Source organism: Ruegeria lacuscaerulensis (genome assembly GCF_013033355.1).
GTDB lineage: Bacteria > Pseudomonadota > Alphaproteobacteria > Rhodobacterales > Rhodobacteraceae > Ruegeria > Ruegeria lacuscaerulensis_A.
In genome coordinates this window covers 93,417-109,803 of the sequence record NZ_WQDY01000012.1, presented here as the reverse complement: position 1 = coordinate 109,803, position 16,387 = coordinate 93,417, and the positions used below count along the sequence as shown (strand labels likewise).

Annotated in this window: 12 protein-coding genes; 3 read left to right on the top strand and 9 right to left on the bottom strand. The window is 50.6% G+C overall.

Annotation, left to right across the window (positions count from 1 at the left end; all coding sequences use genetic code 11):
• Positions 1 to 35 precede the first annotated feature (35 nt).
• From GOW48_RS18675 to GOW48_RS22805, 5 genes are all read right to left on the bottom strand, one after another.
• Positions 36 to 1,847, bottom strand: a complete 1,812-nt coding sequence (locus GOW48_RS18675) for a TniQ family protein (protein ID WP_170755638.1) — start codon at positions 1,845 to 1,847, stop codon at positions 36 to 38.
• Positions 1,844 to 2,836, bottom strand: coding sequence for an ATP-binding protein (locus tag GOW48_RS18670; protein WP_170755637.1), 993 nt, complete (start codon positions 2,834 to 2,836; stop codon positions 1,844 to 1,846). The genes GOW48_RS18675 and GOW48_RS18670 overlap by 4 nt, the downstream gene beginning before the upstream one ends.
• Positions 2,829 to 4,967: a Mu transposase C-terminal domain-containing protein gene (locus GOW48_RS18665; protein ID WP_170755636.1), complete on the bottom strand. Its 2,139-nt coding sequence runs from the start codon at positions 4,965 to 4,967 to the stop codon at positions 2,829 to 2,831. Before GOW48_RS18665 ends, GOW48_RS18670 begins: the two co-directional genes overlap by 8 nt.
• On the bottom strand, positions 4,964 to 5,659 hold the full coding sequence (locus GOW48_RS18660) for a TnsA endonuclease N-terminal domain-containing protein (RefSeq protein ID WP_170755635.1): 696 nt from the start codon (positions 5,657 to 5,659) through the stop codon (positions 4,964 to 4,966). Before GOW48_RS18660 ends, GOW48_RS18665 begins: the two co-directional genes overlap by 4 nt.
• Before the next feature lie 255 nt (positions 5,660 to 5,914).
• Positions 5,915 to 6,139, bottom strand: a complete 225-nt coding sequence (locus tag GOW48_RS22805) for a helix-turn-helix domain-containing protein (RefSeq protein WP_170755634.1) — start codon at positions 6,137 to 6,139, stop codon at positions 5,915 to 5,917.
• Positions 6,140 to 6,350: 211 nt separating this feature from the next.
• Between GOW48_RS22805 and GOW48_RS18650 the strand changes: the two genes are divergently transcribed.
• Entirely contained in the window at positions 6,351 to 6,857 is a 507-nt protein-coding gene (locus GOW48_RS18650; RefSeq protein ID WP_170755633.1) for a hypothetical protein, read from the top strand.
• 211 nt (positions 6,858 to 7,068) lie between these two features.
• Here GOW48_RS18650 and GOW48_RS18645 read toward each other — a convergent pair whose 3' ends face one another.
• The 3 genes from GOW48_RS18645 to GOW48_RS18635 all read right to left on the bottom strand — a co-directional run bounded on the left by GOW48_RS18645 (position 7,069) and on the right by GOW48_RS18635 (position 12,589).
• Entirely contained in the window at positions 7,069 to 8,457 is a 1,389-nt protein-coding gene (locus GOW48_RS18645) for a HEPN domain-containing protein (RefSeq protein ID WP_170755632.1), read from the bottom strand.
• 193 nt (positions 8,458 to 8,650) lie between these two features.
• Complete coding sequence (locus tag GOW48_RS18640) at positions 8,651 to 10,492, bottom strand: UvrD-helicase domain-containing protein (protein WP_170755631.1); 1,842 nt, start codon at positions 10,490 to 10,492, stop codon at positions 8,651 to 8,653.
• On the bottom strand, positions 10,493 to 12,589 hold the full coding sequence (locus tag GOW48_RS18635; RefSeq protein ID WP_170755630.1) for an ATP-dependent nuclease: 2,097 nt from the start codon (positions 12,587 to 12,589) through the stop codon (positions 10,493 to 10,495).
• Positions 12,590 to 13,463: 874 nt separating this feature from the next.
• Between GOW48_RS18635 and GOW48_RS18630 the strand changes: the two genes are divergently transcribed.
• Both GOW48_RS18630 and GOW48_RS18625 read left to right on the top strand, forming a co-directional pair.
• Entirely contained in the window at positions 13,464 to 14,753 is a 1,290-nt protein-coding gene (locus GOW48_RS18630) for a tyrosine-type recombinase/integrase (protein ID WP_170755629.1), read from the top strand.
• On the top strand, positions 14,750 to 15,262 hold the full coding sequence (locus tag GOW48_RS18625; RefSeq protein ID WP_170755628.1) for a hypothetical protein: 513 nt from the start codon (positions 14,750 to 14,752) through the stop codon (positions 15,260 to 15,262). The genes GOW48_RS18630 and GOW48_RS18625 overlap by 4 nt, the downstream gene beginning before the upstream one ends.
• A 135-nt stretch (positions 15,263 to 15,397) precedes the next feature.
• On the opposite strand, the gene GOW48_RS18620 is transcribed toward GOW48_RS18625, so the two are convergent.
• The gene (locus GOW48_RS18620; RefSeq protein WP_170755627.1) at positions 15,398 to 15,961 is read right to left on the bottom strand and encodes a hypothetical protein; all 564 of its coding nucleotides are present in this window, start codon (positions 15,959 to 15,961) and stop codon (positions 15,398 to 15,400) included.
• Positions 15,962 to 16,387 lie beyond the last annotated feature (426 nt).

Genomic DNA, 16,387 nt, shown 5'->3' with positions numbered 1-16,387 from the left:
TTTGTTGACTCAAACAGTCAGTTTAGACTGACGATTTACCCCCCAATCGTCAGTTCCCGAACCACATCTCTTGTCTCGTTCGGGTAGGCACGAACAAACCCAGCCTCGCAGGGGATTGTTTCAACTTCTCTACGATCCAATGCCGGACCCAAATGGACCGCTGCTATCTCAAACTGCCGCGCCATTTGGCCCAACGTCACATAATGTTCTTCAAAAGCCTGAATACTCTCTTCAGTGATGTAGCAACGGTAGTGCTGCGTGTCCGGGTTTCGCATTTTTTTCTGCTTTAGGTATCCACCATCCCGCAACCGCCGGATCGACCCGACACTAATTCTCAAGCGCGCCGCCGCATCCATCAGAGACAGATCGCCGGAAAACACGCGCTCCGATTTCTCCAAGATCTCAGCGCAGTCGATAAGAATTCCAGCTAACCCTTCCACGTCCGGATCTCTCCATACGCCGGTCAGTCGGCCTGCTACCCAATCAGCGACAACGCGAGCCAGGGCCACCTTGCTCTGTCGGCTGTACTCCGAGAGACGCAACCTATGACGTGCCCGAGCGGCAATGCGTAGACCTTCAAGCCTAGTCAGCAGGGTCTGTACCGAGGACGATGGCACATAGCGCAGAGACGTTCCAAAACGATAGGATTCCAGAACGTTATGCCGGATCAGCGCCTTCACCTGGACCGGATGGATATTCAACTGAGTCGCGGTGGCTTTGATATTCTGCAATCCAGACCAAAAGTCGAGCACGGCGACCAGATCTTCATGGCTGACATCTTTCATATTTGAAAGGTCGCTCGCGTTTTGACTTCGAAGATGGGCGAGAATGCCTCGCACCCGAACCTCGCCGACCCCATGTAGCTCCCGCGCGCGTTCAAGCGTGATAAGTTTGGGTGCTGTGATCTTCGTGCCGAGGACTCTTGCGCCGGTCTGCAGCGGATAATTCTCCCGAACAAAACCCTGCACACAAGCCCTGAGGACTGCTGTCGCCGGGTCTTCTTCAGTGTCTTTCAGCCAGGTATAGAACTCGCCCATATCTGTTGTGAAATATGACCGCTTGGAGGGAGACTGGCGCCTGGCACGCTCCAACTCAGATTTCAGGGCTTCCGGCCCACTCTTCAAAACCTCGAAACCAGCCGACATGCAAGCACGCTCTTGTTCGAAGTCCAAGTCCGAACGGTAGACGCCCCGGTCCATAGCAATCGCCATACCTAATGTCAGAGCGGCCTGATGAAGATGCGTCAGTTCCAGCGAGTCTAACCAGTCATCAGCGACCCCAAACTCAATTCGGCGGCTCAGGTAGGTTTCAAACGAAGATCGCCCAAGATTTGTTGCGTCTTGAGCGGCCTCAAAGATCAGATCCTGGTGACGCGTCACTTGCTCAACCACGTCGTAGGTGAGATGCGCATGCGACGCATTGGGAAGCTGGAGCAACGGTACGCCATGTTTGGCACAGGTCTTGATCGGCAGCACCAACCATTCAAGAGGTTGGAACGCGTTCTCAGGACCAGAAGCCTCCTTGGCCTCCACAATACATCTCGGACAAATACGGGTGGTAGCCCGGCGGAACGAACCGGAGGTGGCAAAGGAATGCCCGACGCGGTACCGACAGGGGCCAACCAATCTGGCCGCCGCCAACTCCAACGCTTCAAATGACACTCCAGCCAGTTGTGACAGCCGCTCAAGCTGATCCGGATGGGCCGAGCAGATATGGGGCCATCTCAGACCCAGATCTGAACAGAACTCCCTCGTAACACTAAGATTGCGACGTGACAGCCGGGCGACATAGGAAGCGGGCGTCTCCATGTGATGATGAGGCAGAGTCAGAGCAAGCTGTGCTTTCATATTCTCGCTCCGCTACTCGAGGGATCATTCAATTCCAACCACCCCATCACGGCTTTGACGTCGATAGTGCGGTAGTCTTCGGCAAGAAACGGATTGAACGCCGGGATACAGCCTGACTTTCGCCGGAATGCCTCGGCAAAGTGCGCCAGCTTGAGTTGATCGGACTCCACGTAGAGCGCTTCTTCAATACCACAGAGGATCATATCGATGATCAGACCGAACTCGTTTCCACCGGCGTGAACTAAACGTTTCAAAAACGCATCCTCGCCCAGTTCAACGTCATTCCCTAAACCAGACTTTGAAACAAACCCCGCAAAAAGACCTTTGACATCCGCTTCATGCGAAATCCAGCTCACTGCACCCAGATGCACAACATCTATGCGCCTTTTAAGCTGAACATCCGAATTGATCATCTTGATCAGATCAGGCGTGCCAGACAGAACAAGACCAACCGGCCAATCCTTATCGTTCATCAGCGACTTCAGGGTGTTCACTACGTCATTGCGGGCTTTGATCCCCTTGCTGATGTAAAGATCCTGTGCCTCGTCCAGATGCACAAACATTGTACGACGTAACTGGAGAAACTGGCGGACTTGCGTCCAGATGATTGCAGCAGATTTGTCCCGAGCGAGCGGATAACCCAGACCAGACAGAATCGTTGCGCCAACATTCTTTAGAGTGGCTGGCGATGGCACCTGAAGCCGGATCACTTCTGCCACATCTTGCCCTTCAGTCGGCAGGATCAGGCTTGGGTGGTTGTCGAACAAACGCTCCGCAGCCGTGGATTTCCCACTACCAGAGGCCCCAATAAGCGCAATGCCCCGAGCTTCACTGCGGTTTCCCAATCGGATGGCCGCCCTCCGTCGACGGAGATGACGGTCGAAGATCATTTCGAGATTTTGAAACGCTTGGTGAGACACAAAAGCGCTACGCAACTCAGCAATTTGAAGGTCAATATCGTCGCAGTTAGTTTTGTGTTGATCAGTCATCTTCGAACCTCCAAGTAGAAGTTCTGGGTTGCTCCTCAGAAGAGTTTTGGATGTCATCTACCGCAGTTTCTGAAACTTCTCGGTGCTCGTCTGAAAACGGGATCAAGTACCCAAATAGGTCCGGCTCTGGTGGTAATTCAAAGCCTTCGGGATCACCTGACTTGATGCTCAATCCCACGAACAAGTCTTCTCGCGCTCGTTTTAATCCCGCAGGCGTCTGACGCTTTAATACTGCGCCAAATCTACGCCGCTCTTCAGCATCTCGTTGGATAATGGCATCCAAGGCATCGGACACTGTCTGCGCATGTAAAGCGGCCTCAGCTTTGTGTTTTTGGCGCAATTCACGCGCCGCCGCTTCCCATTGTTCGTAGGACACGCCTTCAAACCGTTTTTGCAGAGCTTGTGCGACAACCCAATTGTCACCGACCTGGACCATGATCCAACCAAGGTCATTGAGATCAACTTTGATATCCACGTGCGTTTCGCGGCTATGCAGGTGGAAGTTGCGCAATTCAGCACAAGTATAGTCGATACCGAACACGCGGACACCTTTGCCGTTAACACTCCGGTTCTGTTTCACACCGAATGCCCTGCGTCGGGTCGTTTCTGCGAGGATCGGAACAATGCCTACCTTGTCAGCGAGACGTTTCCAGCAATTGTTCGGTGTCTCGCCGTTCAAGCCACGATGCGGCAGGTTGTGATACCTATCCACAACAAACCTAATGAGCAATTCCATTAAGACATCGTCAGTGAGAGACGCCATTTCTTCCGAAGGATAGTCGCCACGTTCCCTGGTGTTGGAAAACGTTCGTCCAGCTAGACGCGGCATTAACAACGTCCCGAAAGTTCGAAAAATACGTTCCACCCGCGCGCGCAGGTGAGGTAGGCCGCCACGTGGAGTCTCAACAATTCCATGAGCTTCGAAGACGGCCTGGCGAAAACCAGAGTCTACAAACGCAACACCCAAGTCTGTGACGACAGAGCTTAGTCCGCCATAATGATGCCAAGTCGATTTGCAGCCTGCAGCAATTGCCATATCTGTTTTGTCGCGCGTGACATCAGACAACAATAATACCGCATCGGTCAGGTTAGGTTTTGCTGAGAGGCGCATTCCGACGACGCAGCGAGTGGCGCAATCGATTGCGAGATAGAGCCAGCGGCGCCCACGATCCAGCTTAGCGAGTGCCTCCGGGCTCAGATGATCCAGCGCGCCACGTTCGGCCAGAATCGTGATCAGATCAACGCACCATTCGTCGATCTCAATCCGCTCCATCGGATAGCTTGCGTCAATCCCTTCTTCATAAAGCGCAAATGCCCGGTTCGCGGCATCAACACCTTCTCTTTGGACGCATGTAAAATAGGGATCCAGTTTTGCGATGTCTCGCTCAACTTTCCGGCTGCTAGGAGTTCTAAGCTCATGTTTTCCCTCAACTAACCTTTCAGCATTTACTTCGGTGAAACGCCTGATGCAGTCCTCTACTACGTTGCCCCTTTTTGCTTGATCTCGAGTCAAATAGCCCTCAATACACTCACCCATCAGTCGAGTGGCTTCTAAGCAGAATCTTGGGCTCCGATTGCCGCACCTATGGGTCTGAGGAACCAATCCAAATGGCGAATACCCAGCATTCTCAAATCTCTTGACCCATTCACGGAGTGTTCTGGGACTCGGTGGATCTTTGAGTTTGCTTTCGTTCCCAGCCCGTGGCTTGCGCCACTTTCTCTGAGCTGCGCGCATTTGCCTGTTCACATGCACCTCAAGCGAGGGCATCGCACGCGCTATGGATTCGTCTGTGCGCTTCAATTCGCCAGATGACTGGAACTGCAAAAAGGCATCAACCCAAGCGCTTCGCCAACCAACAATTTCACATAAGTGCTCAGGCATACTCGCAAGGGTGTCCAAACCAGCACTCATCCGAGCTTTCTTACTTTCCAAAAGGAAATATCCAGGCTCGAACTCTACATTCGGCTTTTTTAACAAGTCATGCAGCTCATCGAAGGTGAGAGAAAGAACATGAGCGGTCTCATCAACGGCTTCAAAATGACATCCCAGTTCGGTTTTTTCGGTGAGACGGTGCTCGCGGCCATCAACGGACAATCGGTCATTCACAGTCACTCTGAGAGGAAGTTTCATTTCAAACCTCCGCTGCACACCAAAGTATCGAGATCGATCAAGTGTCTCTTGTCGGTTTTGAGCAAACCCTCATAGATAGCGATCACAACGGCACGGAAACCGTGACCACCTAAATTTAGCAACTGCGACAGCTCACCAACTGTCCTCGGAAATTCGTTATCTCTGACAAGGGCTTCAAGTCGTTTCTGATGGTCGGGATTTCGTGATCTCGAAAATTCAACAAAACGCTGCGCGTTGAGTGCTTCGGCACGGGTAAAGTGCCTATCGGTCACAAGTACAACTTCGTGGGCAAATTCCTTGGGTGTTGCTGCACGAATTCGCCTCAACTCGCGGGGGAAGTCGCTTTTCTGTACAATTTTCCATGGCTTTACGGCAAGCGCCAGGCGACGACCATCTTTAAGTACTACCAAGAAATCGAAAAAGTGGTGCTTTCGCTTTCCAGCTTCATCACGATATCTGATGAACGGCGGCTGTTCCCAAATGTCGACGACATCATGATTGGCCAAGTAAAGAAACAGGACGCGCTGTTCCAGCTTGCTCTCAAACTGCACGACCCTCGGGCGCTTATTGCCCGGCAAGTCAACGACTATCCCGCCCCTGGAGCTGTGCTTGGATCGTCGCGAAATACCCCGTGTCGCACGGCTAGGCTCAGGCGACATCTCGCCCGTCAACGTGAACTCTTCATCATTCATGTCTGCGATTTGGAGCGCCGACCAGCTTGGGCCGATCGTGCCACTCCACCCTCTTTTGGTGTTCCTCGGGCAATGCCAAGCCATCTCATCGCCAACACAGACGACGAAACAGTTGACTTTGCGATGTTGGCGGGGGAAGAAGGTGTATCGGTTCTCAATCGATACGGAATAAAGGGTCTCGCGGTGTAGTGGCTTGCGAGGCCTTTTTCCTTTCTTCCTATGAAATTTTTACTAGCTCATATTTGGGTACCTCCGTTATCCATAACGTTCCGGCCACAGAGCCTCGGGAGTGGTCCCAAGCTTCTCTGCTATGGCTTTCTGGACGTAGTCAGAGCGCCTATATCCTTGTGACACAGTAGACACTGAGCTGATGGAACGGCCGATATCTCGGCTCAGCTTAGCCAGTGAACTACCCTTGAGCCGAAGATCACACTTGATCTGCTCATGTTTGGCGAGATCGACAATCAAATTCGCTGTCATGTCAAAGATTCCGACTGATTCCAGTTAACGAAACCTAGCAAATGACCTTGCTGATGTCATTTATATTGTTTAATAGCAATAAGTTACACATTCATGCCTCAAAGTATCAATGCCATGTCGGAAGACAATCAGCTAAGCTGCTGAAACGCCGACGGCTTTGCGTCAAGTCACGCAAATTGAGGTATCTGACGTTGAAGGAACTGGGCAAAGCTTGAAAACAGTAGTCGAAATAAGGTGCGGGAGAGTTCCGACTATTTTCTTGAGAGAAACGCCAAATGCGTGGCAGCCGTACCTGCGTCGCAACATCCTCGCTTTGCTGAAACAAAGTAAAACCCATAGGGACTTTGCTCAGCGGCTAGGAGTTAGCCCGTTGGTTGTGCGACGGCTCTTGGATTTGCTTGGCGTCGACTATGTTCAACGCCTCTACAGGCAATATGAAAGAGGAAAGAACTGTTCAGATATTGCCAACGCAAACGGAATTAAGCCAGCAACGCTTTCCAGGCTCTTTAGGGAACGCGGCTTCGAAGTGCAGCGCGGGGTTCGTAAACCCAAAGTGCCAAAACAAAAGCTGCGCCGCATCTGGATAGAAACCCAGATAATCAACAGGGTGGCGCGAGAATTCAAAATCCATTGGAAAACGGCGCTGCATCTGCTTGAGGACGAAAAGCTAATCGTGGGATACAAAGTCAAACCAAGAAATTATTTGGTTGGGTCCTGACCACCTTGAGTCCTACTCAAAGAGTGCGCGAGCGTAGCAAACTGGGATACTCAAAATTATCAGAACTTCAATAAATGCACATCTTGGTTCGGTTCAAGTTAGACAGACTTCACTGTTCAGACGAGGCTCCAACAGCTTAGGTGGCATCAAATTCTAGTCAGGATAAGGCCAGAGCTCTTCAAGTAGATTGGAAGCTGAAAGTTCGACGCGCTCACTCTTTCGTCACGCCCTCAAGTACCAATTTGAAATAGGCTTGTTTCGCTAGATTAAAACCACTTCTGAAAGCGCGCTGCCGGCCTTCCAGCAATCGCTTCCGATACGCATCGCTTGCTCCATGCACAATTGCGGATCTTACATCATAGAAGTGTTTTACCGCGTTGCGGACTTCTTCGGCGTGTTCCTCATCGAGAGCAAGCAAGTCCACCATCGCTTTCTGCAGCTTCTTCCCTATACCAGTTCCCTTTATCTCAAACATTAGCTCTATGGATTGAGACACATCCAATATCCGATCATCAGCGCCAAACCGCCCGTCCCTTGCAAGAGCTTCAGAGAGCCTGCGAACTACTGCAGAAAGCCTAATCTGATCAACATTTTCCCGACTTTTGTAAACTTTCATAGCTTGGTGAACTGCTGACTTATGAAGCTTAGGTGGGCTTCTGAACGGGTCGTACCGCTTCCCAACTAAACGACAAGGATGGATTCCACCATGACTTTGCCGCACGCCAAGCAAATTGCATGCTGTGCGATGTATACAACCGCGTAATAGTACAAACGGGATTATTGGCGTTTGATTGGCCACCGCTAACAGATCAATAAACTCAAAAGCGTCAGCCTCAAATTCAACCGGCCAAATTGGAGGCCTGTCGTAGAAGTCGGTTTTTCGTTCGAATGCTGGACGCCAACGAAAAGGCCGGACTACAGCCCCTATCTGACGCCAATCTCGGTGATCGATATTTTCAGGAACGAAGTCCCTTAGCCACTCAACCTCGAGAAAATTACGGAGATCTGCGGCGGGCTTGATGAAAAGGCCATCTTGTAGATCGATTTCAGCGTCGATTCTTGGACCGTGAAAGAGGAGTAGATCAAACCCAATATTTAAATTATTGGGAATATTTGTTTTTAAAGTGTGCGTGCTCAGATCAAGGAGCGCACCAAGTTCTGCTGAAGCGGTTTCAAAGCCACTTATGTGTTCTTCATTTGCTCGTTCCATCAAGCCACAAATCAAACGGGACAACCAAGTCAGAGAAGAACCGTTCAAGATTGTGGTGCGAAATTCGTCGTTGCCGATCACTGGACCCAAAGCTCGTCCAAGAGCAGGATGGGATCTTAATATCCCCCGAACTGGGTCTAATGCAGAACGGAGGGGTTCGTAAAACTTGATCTCACTTGACTGTATTGCTCTACGCGCAAGATCATACACTTCGCATAAGTCATCCTTGGGAAACGGTGTTTCATCTTTTCCATTGAACGAAATCTGTTCGGGATAAGAGTTCGTTTGCCAGTACTTTTCGAGGAACGGGCGTTGAACTTTTTCCAAACACTGCAATGCAGCGGCTAAGCGAGCACACCATGTACCGGTCGAGTAAGTCATTGTTTTCATACAGTGGCCTTTCCGAACAGTTGCGCGAGTTCGCGGTTAAAGCAACACAAGAGAAAACAAGAGATCGCCGCAGTTGAATCAGGTCGAATTATTGAAGCGAGAGTGCGTCACAAGCGAAGAAGATATCGAGTTTGCCTTTGGAATTGAGCGTGTCGTCAATTAACCCGGAGAATGCGAGCGGACGACACAACAGCTACAAATACGAAACCTGTTCTACTTCAAATAAGCCTGCATCGATCAGCTCCGCTCCCGCCGCCTTGGCATCTTTGGAGAAAAACAAAACTCTCAAATTCACTTCAGCGCGAGAGAAGCAAACGTAGGCGAGTTTTTCTGTTAGCTCTCGTTGCCGATCCGTTGGGTCACCAGCGACCTTCGGCGTGAGGAATTTCGAGAAGCTATACGTGTTCCAGTTCGCTTCTATATCATCAATCATAACAAGGACGTTCTCGTACTCTTCTCCTTTTGCACCATGCTGCGTACTAAATGGAGAACTCTCATCAAGAAACTTGAAGTAGCGCTCTAGCTCTTCGGTCTCTAGCGTAAAAAACTGATCAGCCAGCCAGTCCCCCTTTTCACGTTGATGATCTTCGTTTTCCCGATCAAATTCTTCCCGAGATTTACGGTCCATTTGATACGCAAGCCGCTCGGATATTGAGCACAGATCATTGTCTCGGCAGTATTGAAGAACCTCCTTCACAGTCCGAGTGTCCCATAGCTCATTCAGTTTTTGTGTGTGCTGCACAGCGTGATCTAGCATCGCCTTAAGCGATTTGGTCTTGTTACTTCCATCGTTGGAAAATGCGGGGCTGATCCTACGCAGCGTTTCTATGATCCTCTTTGCATCGCCCGTTCGCGAGGCCTCAACGAGTTCAAAAACACCATCCACAAAAGGCTTGAAAAGATAGTGGGTGCCATCCTCGTAGTCCGATTGCGAACGCGAAGACGAATAAGTGCCGGTAAATAGAGAGTGTATTTCTACAAAACTCAATCTACGTGCAATCATCCGCCTGGCTAAAAACAGGTTCTTCACTGACGGCAGATCTTTCCAGCCCCATTGCGCGACGGCGTCGCTGTACTTGGAAGTAACAATATCAAGCTGTTCAGCTGTATATGTGTTTCTTGGTCCTGCGGGGTCAGGGGCTTGAACAACCGTAATTTGAACACTGCCTTCGATATCCGCGTTCTGCCCGCCCGCTACCTGCTGCAGGTCCGATCTGAAGTTGTTGAGCAGATCGATTACCGATGTCGAGCACCTAAAATTTTCTTCCTTGGGTATGACTTGTGAGCCCTCGGGTCCCGCGAAACTTCCCGCACGTTTGTCGTAGATTTGCTGCATCGGGTCGCCAAAGTACCCAATTATCGGAAGACCTTCCTTTGCGCAGATTGCGTTCAACGCGGTCATTACTTGGGGGAAAGTGTCCTGCGCTTCATCGACAAAGAAGTAAGGGAATTTAAACCCAAGACCTTTTCGCAGGATCGGTTTGTTGGAGATCAGGAAGGAAGCAACATCGATAACGTCGTCGTGGTTCAGAACGCACTTGGCGTAGTCACTTATTGTCGTTTCCTCGTATCTGACCGGAGGTTCCGCCTTGAGAGCATCCAACTCTTGGGAAAGTCGTTGAACCTTTTCCCGTGCATTTCTGGCTTTTTGGGAGTTACCACCGTTGTCATCGTTCAGCGCTTTTTCGATATGTCTGGGAATTACATCATCGCAAAGTGCTTCCCGCATCGCATCTTGAAATCGAAAAATCTCGCCCCACAAGAACCCATGAAGTGTGGTCACAAGAAAAAGGTCGTCAAACCCGAGTTTGGAAGAAATCACATCAACGGCTCGGTTCGTATAAGTTATGCACACGACGCGTTGTCCATTTTTACGGAGCTCTTTTCCGTGTTCTTCACGGATGTTTTTGAGAGCTTCGACAAGTGATGTGGTTTTTCCAGAACCTGCGCCGGCAATTACTGAAAACGATCTTTCTTCAGTGATGCACTCCACAATTTTTTTGTCTGCCTCTGTTGGCTTCAATGCGATTTCCATTCACTCCTCCACTATGTTCTGGGAGAGTTGTCCATCCAGCCAGACCAGACCCTCAGCGATGTATTGCGGTACGCGCCAAGGAAGCAACGCGTTGCCGTCGTTGTCAGTTTCCTCTTCATCCTGTTGCTGAGGCGGCTCGTATGCCAGTACATTCATCGCAAATTCGGTTTTTTTGAATGTGGAGCTTTTGATACGCTTCCAGACATCTTGGTGTAGTTCGATAGGATCATCCGGCAGATCAATTCCGATACTCAATGCACCGTTGCGAAAGAGGTCGAGGTTCTCATAGACAAAGGCCTCTTCAAGTGTCCTCCCGTGGAAATTGTGTGCTTGTTCTTCTACGTTTAGCGAGACAGGCACTTGATAGCTGATGAAACGCATTCCGTCCGCTTGTTCACGTTCGGTTTCCGTTTTGGCGGCGAGTGCTTTCACGCTGTTTTCCCCGAAGAAGTATCCAAGTGTCGCATTCGAAGACACCGCGTTTTCAGCGGTCGCAATGCAGTTTTTGCGATTATTTGCAGGATCAACAGAATCGATGTCTGTGATGACAAGGTAGGGTATCTCCAGAAACTCCAGTAGTCCGGCAAAACGCATTCCGTATGCACCGCCCACTTCGAGAACGGTCAAATATTTTTTGTTTAGGTTCTCGGCTGCGAAATCAATCATTCGAGGCAACAAGAGCTTTTCAACTGACCCTTCTACAAGAATGGCTGCGTCTGAAAAGAATAGGTCGCAATGGGTGAGGCGTAGATACTTCTTCAAAAAGGAAAGAGCTGCTTCTGGTGAAACAATTTCGCCACCCAAATCGATTGGCTCCGGTTGAAACTGACCGAGGCTGTGCACAGTGGTTCCATGGAATGCTTCTCCATTTTGAGCATCATTAACAGGCTTGCGGCGGAAGTACCGAATTTTGGAAAAATCGACAGTATCCAGAATGTGTGAAGAGTGTGTTGTGATTGCGAGCTGAGGGGTGCTTTCGCCGTCTGGTCTGCCTTCTGTCAACACGTCCCACATTTGCCGAATAAACGTCTGCTGAACTTGAGCGTGAAGGTGAACTTCAGGTTCTTCAACAAAGATGACCTGACATAAGGGGCGGTCTTCCTCGGTCGCAAGCCATTGCCTGTAGAAATGATCAATTTGAATTGCCATGAAGACAAGGTTCTTGAACCCTAACCCGTTGTAAGCTTCAGGAAGCTCATGGCTCGTGTTGGCGTCTACGTAGAATAGCTCTGTGTTTCCGCGCAATGCATCTTCTGAACTCAGCGTCGAAACAACTTTCATTGCGCGATCATTGTCAGAGGGAAGCCCAAGCCCTCCAATCATCGTCATCAAGGGTTCAAAGCGTTGACGGTAATGGCTGGTCAGGTTTTCATTGTTTTGCTCGATGACAGCTATGGCTTCATCTGCAAGTTCCGCTTGCTCAAGATTGCGCCTGTAGTAGGTCGCAAAGGCTTCGGAAAGCCTGTTACTTCTCGCAGCATTCTCGTCGTCGATGTTTCGCTGCGCATCCACAAAATCGACGCGTATTAGAGAGCTAAGAATTTTCTTTCCATCTTTCGGGTCTAGTGGCGTTGCGCTGGAGTCGTTTTGCGTACGTTCCAGCGATGAAAACTGAACACTATAGTGCTTTTTCAAATTGCCCTCTAAATCCAGAAAATGGCTTAGCGAGCGTTTGCGTTCACCGTTCTGATCCACCGGAAAAGCAATATTATAGTGCCTCCAGAGTTCGTTGGCATCATCAACTGCCAGGGCGCACCGAATTCCGATTTCAGTAAAATCAGTCGATAGAGTTGTGGCAAGAGCGAATACCCGCCCGAACGATACTGCCTCTGGATCAACTTTGAACCACAGATCGAGCTCGATCGGTGGCAAGTTTTCCCCTTCGCCATTTAAGTAAGCATCAATCGCCGAAATACTGCTTACCGAGAAGTCGTGTATCTTAAAATCACGATTTCCAAGGAAACTCCGCATGACTGCGGTTGCCGAAGTTTTTCCACTGTTGTTTGGACCAACAAACACCGTCTCCTTTTCTTCGAAATCTAGATCAATGCTCTTGAGACGGCGAAAGTTTCTTACAGAAATGCTGTGTAAGCGCATGCAAAACCTCATTTTTTCTTGAGGCCATAGTATCATCATGAGAGACTCTGAAAAAGGGAATAGCGAGCTTTTTGATCTATTTCAGGTTGCCAGCTTCAACATGCCGCAGCAGAGTTGTCAGGTCCCGGTAGAGGCGAGCCTCCCGTAATGGTCACGGCTATCCGGCATCCATCCCTGAAAAAAATTGTAAGGAGGGAAAGACCAAAAAAACTATCAAGTTTCAGGTGGCAGGACTGACGCCCCGCCGATTCTGTTTCGTGAGCCAGCGGGAATTGGACAAACCGGACGCCTCTGGCCATCAGGGGTAAGGCGCTGCCTTCCCCCTCGGGCAATGCTATTAGACAAAACCGTGTCCTCGGCTGCGCCTGCGGGCCGCACCACTATTGTCGAATAGCATTGCCTCGCCCCCATCCGCGTTCGCCACACGGCAGATCAGCAGGAACAGGCGCCTTCGGCGTCTGATCTGCAAATCAGCCCTGATTTTCCAAAAAGGGAAGTCAGGATCATTGAAATCGGTCTGGGTGCTGGACGAAGGAAGTGAGGCGAAAATGGAAAGGTTCTGTCGCTGGTGGCAGAACTATGTGTCGCCTTACAATGATACCAATGGCGGACCGAGGAGGATTCGAACCCCCGACCCCTTGATTCGTAGTTTCAACTGGCCGTCTTTTTCACTCCATTGAAATCGCTGAAATTTCCCTGAGCTATCAATAAAGTCTATTATTATTATTTACTTACTCACTGCATCACGGCGCAAAACTCTGCAGCAGCCTGTTGCTTAATGTCACAATTTCGGGCAAATTTGTCTCGCCTGCGTCTCTTCCGCAAGAAAGTGTTCAGCCAGCTGAACTCCCGATCCTTCACATAGGTTTGATCAATGGGTATCACCAGAAACGATATTGATTCCGCTCTTAACCAGGCCCGTCAGAACAAAATTCGGGTCACTCTTCGTGATGTCGACGGCAGCGGGCAGAGAGACGCACCAGAACCCGGTCTCACTCTGATCATCGGCCCGACAGGAGCCGGGCGTTGGAGCTACGCCTATCGTCCGCGGGGTCGTCGAAGCGACGGCCGCAGGCATCCCCAGAAATGGGTCAGAGTCGGTGGTGTTCACTCAATGGATATTGAAGAGGCACGCGGTATCGTGCGACGCATAAAAGAACGTGTCGCCGAAGGTGGCGATCCTCTAGAAGAAAGGCGCAGAGCGGAACGTGCTGAAAGAAAAATGCAGGAGGCTGAAGCGGCCAGAAACATGGCGTTAGGCGAGGCGATTGAAAGGTATATAGATCAGAAGAGACAGACTTCGGTTCATGTCGACACCGAGAGACGTCAGCTGAAACTCGGCACCGCGGAGACTGGGATTCAGGATCCGCGAATTGACGATATCACCAAGCATCACGTGCTGGACCTGATAGAGCGTCATCGCTTCCGACCCGCGACAGCAAGGCAGCGGTACGGGGCCATGAACCGTTTGTATAAATGGCTTCTGGCCCGGGACCTCGTATCCGTAAACCCCTGCAGCTCAATCGATACGCTCCCTCCTCCGCCTCCGCCTCGCACCTGGAAGCCTACGGCCAGTGAACTCTGTGAACTGTGGCAGGCAGCGGGCGAAATCGGGGGAAGTCGGGAGAGATTTTTCAAAGCCATGACGCTTGTGCCGCTGCGCTTAAATGAGATGGCGCAGTTGTCGCCCCGCGAGGTGGAAAATGGTCATATTGTTCTGCACGGCAAGCGTACTAAGAATGGAGACGACTTCTCTATCCCAGTTCCATCCGGTTATTTGAGCCTGTTTGAGCCAGATAACGAAACGCGCGTGTTTCAGCTGGCGGTCAAAGGAGATTTCAATGCCAGAAAATCCGTTGTCGGCCGTTTCAGAAAGCTGAGTGGGGTGGAACGCTTTCATTTTCACTCGCTGCGGAAACTCTTCCTCTCTGAGCTTGCGGAACATGACATTGGTGATCCTGATCTGGCGGATTCCCTATTGAACCACCGACAGTCGGAAACCCGCAGCGGTGTCCGTGCTGCGTATCTTCAGGCGCGGCGGCGCAGAAAGAAAATCGAAGTTATGGAGGCATGGGCAAGGCTCGTGGATCACGCAGTTACCACCGGGCGCTGGCCGCGGGAAAATTCTGACTACGACGACAATGTAATAGGATTGAGATGGTGAGAAACGACATTAAATCCCTGATTGACTTAACTGAAGGTGTGGTGACCGAACGGAGCTTTTCCGCTCTCGGTCCCTTGTCCGAAAAGAATCTTAATGCACGTATGAACTGTGACAAGGCGTCCGGACGCATGCCTGCAATGGCCGCTCGCCATCACGCCCTGATGGCGAAAGCCGCTTTGGACGCCGAAGACACGGATAAGGCTGGCTTCCATTTACGTCAGGCGCAGGGTCACTGGATCAGCGCGCTGTCGGCGAACACGGACCCCCGCAAAATGATACGTCTTTCCCGCATGCCAGGCAGAGCCGGAGCGAGACCAAAAGAAGTAACAGAACGGCTCTTTTTTATCGCTACGCAACTGATGCTGACAGGAATATCAAAAATGGAGGCACTGCGGAGAGCCGTTGCCACCGACGCAGCCCTTTGCGCTGAATGGGGGGCGTCCCCGGACGATACACTGAAGAAGGCCTTCAAACGAGCTGAAAAGCGGCTTCGTGAAACTGGCAACTGACAAATCCAGAATTTGCCAGAGCAACATCCAGTTGCTCGCGGATCTTCCGCGCAGGATTGCTCTGGCAAGCATCAAGTGAGAAAAAGTTCTCTGCGGACAGAAGACCGACCGCGCATCAGTTTACTATCCCTTCAGTCATAGAAACGGGTCAGTCTGCGAAGATACGTTTCCGACGAAAGGATCAGAACCATTTTTGTTCAGGTACTGATCAACCTCATCCTGACATTCCATGACCTCAATAAACGCCGCAAAAGTCCCGGGAAGTTTCAGACTGTCAATCTGTCTGCCACGGTAGTGCACGGACATGCTTGTCTGCCGCATGAATGTTTCGATGAATTCCGCATCTACATATGTAGATAGCACTTTGGAACCATCAGGAAACTGCAACACTCTCGCGTCAGCATCCCAGCTGGATCTGTTTCCAAAATGGATCTCTATCGGATACTCTTTGCCGGCTTCCAGAGACCGCCATTCCTCGTTTCCAAACATCAGGTACGCACTATTTTCTCTGCGATCAACTCCAATACGAAGGTGCGTACCGCCTTCATACGATCCTACCATAAAGCAGCCATTGCCAAGTGTATGATCAATTGCCACATCCCAGTTGCCGACGCGTTTCCAGTCAGTGGTGTCTTTTGCCGCTACTGAAGAAACAGACAACAGGACTACGGATACAATTGAAAAAAGTTGTTTGTTCATAATTTGCCTCCATCACCTTTCGGGAATGATTTGGGAATGGGCTTGGCTAGAGATTTACCAATCGCCGCCAAGTAGCTTTTTGTTTCTGCCAAAACACACCGTGCAGGCTGGATTTTTTCTGGTTCACCAAAGTTCGTATTCGGCGATCACACAAAAAAATCAGGGGACGGAATCCATACGATGGGTTCCTGTCCCCGAGCGCGCACCGCTACATGAATAGGCACACCTGAAAAGGAGTGTAAAATGCCGAAAACCAGACATAGCACGGCAACCCGAGTTTCCGACTGGCCGTGGTCGGAAATTTCCTGCTCAACCCTCGATCCTATTTTCACCCCTGGAGATACTGCGCGTCTTACCGGACTGGATGAACGGCAACTCTGGCTGCTTGTACAGGACGGGGTTTTCGATCCCCCGATCGAGAGATAT

What these genes read in the sequence shown, in the direction of transcription:
- GOW48_RS18635 (WP_170755630.1), bottom strand. Translation starts at nt 12,589, where the DNA reads ATGCGCTTACACAGCATTTCTGTAAGAAACTTTCGCCGTCTCAAGAGC.
- GOW48_RS18620 (WP_170755627.1), bottom strand. Translation starts at nt 15,961, where the DNA reads ATGAACAAACAACTTTTTTCAATTGTATCCGTAGTCCTGTTGTCTGTT.
- GOW48_RS22805 (WP_170755634.1), bottom strand. Translation starts at nt 6,139, where the DNA reads ATGACAGCGAATTTGATTGTCGATCTCGCCAAACATGAGCAGATCAAG.
- GOW48_RS18630 (WP_170755629.1), top strand. Translation starts at nt 13,464, where the DNA reads ATGGGTATCACCAGAAACGATATTGATTCCGCTCTTAACCAGGCCCGT.
- GOW48_RS18660 (WP_170755635.1), bottom strand. Translation starts at nt 5,659, where the DNA reads ATGAATGATGAAGAGTTCACGTTGACGGGCGAGATGTCGCCTGAGCCT.
- GOW48_RS18645 (WP_170755632.1), bottom strand. Translation starts at nt 8,457, where the DNA reads ATGAAAACAATGACTTACTCGACCGGTACATGGTGTGCTCGCTTAGCC.
- GOW48_RS18665 (WP_170755636.1), bottom strand. Translation starts at nt 4,967, where the DNA reads ATGAAACTTCCTCTCAGAGTGACTGTGAATGACCGATTGTCCGTTGAT.
- GOW48_RS18640 (WP_170755631.1), bottom strand. Translation starts at nt 10,492, where the DNA reads ATGGAAATCGCATTGAAGCCAACAGAGGCAGACAAAAAAATTGTGGAG.
- GOW48_RS18670 (WP_170755637.1), bottom strand. Translation starts at nt 2,836, where the DNA reads ATGACTGATCAACACAAAACTAACTGCGACGATATTGACCTTCAAATT.
- GOW48_RS18675 (WP_170755638.1), bottom strand. Translation starts at nt 1,847, where the DNA reads ATGAAAGCACAGCTTGCTCTGACTCTGCCTCATCATCACATGGAGACG.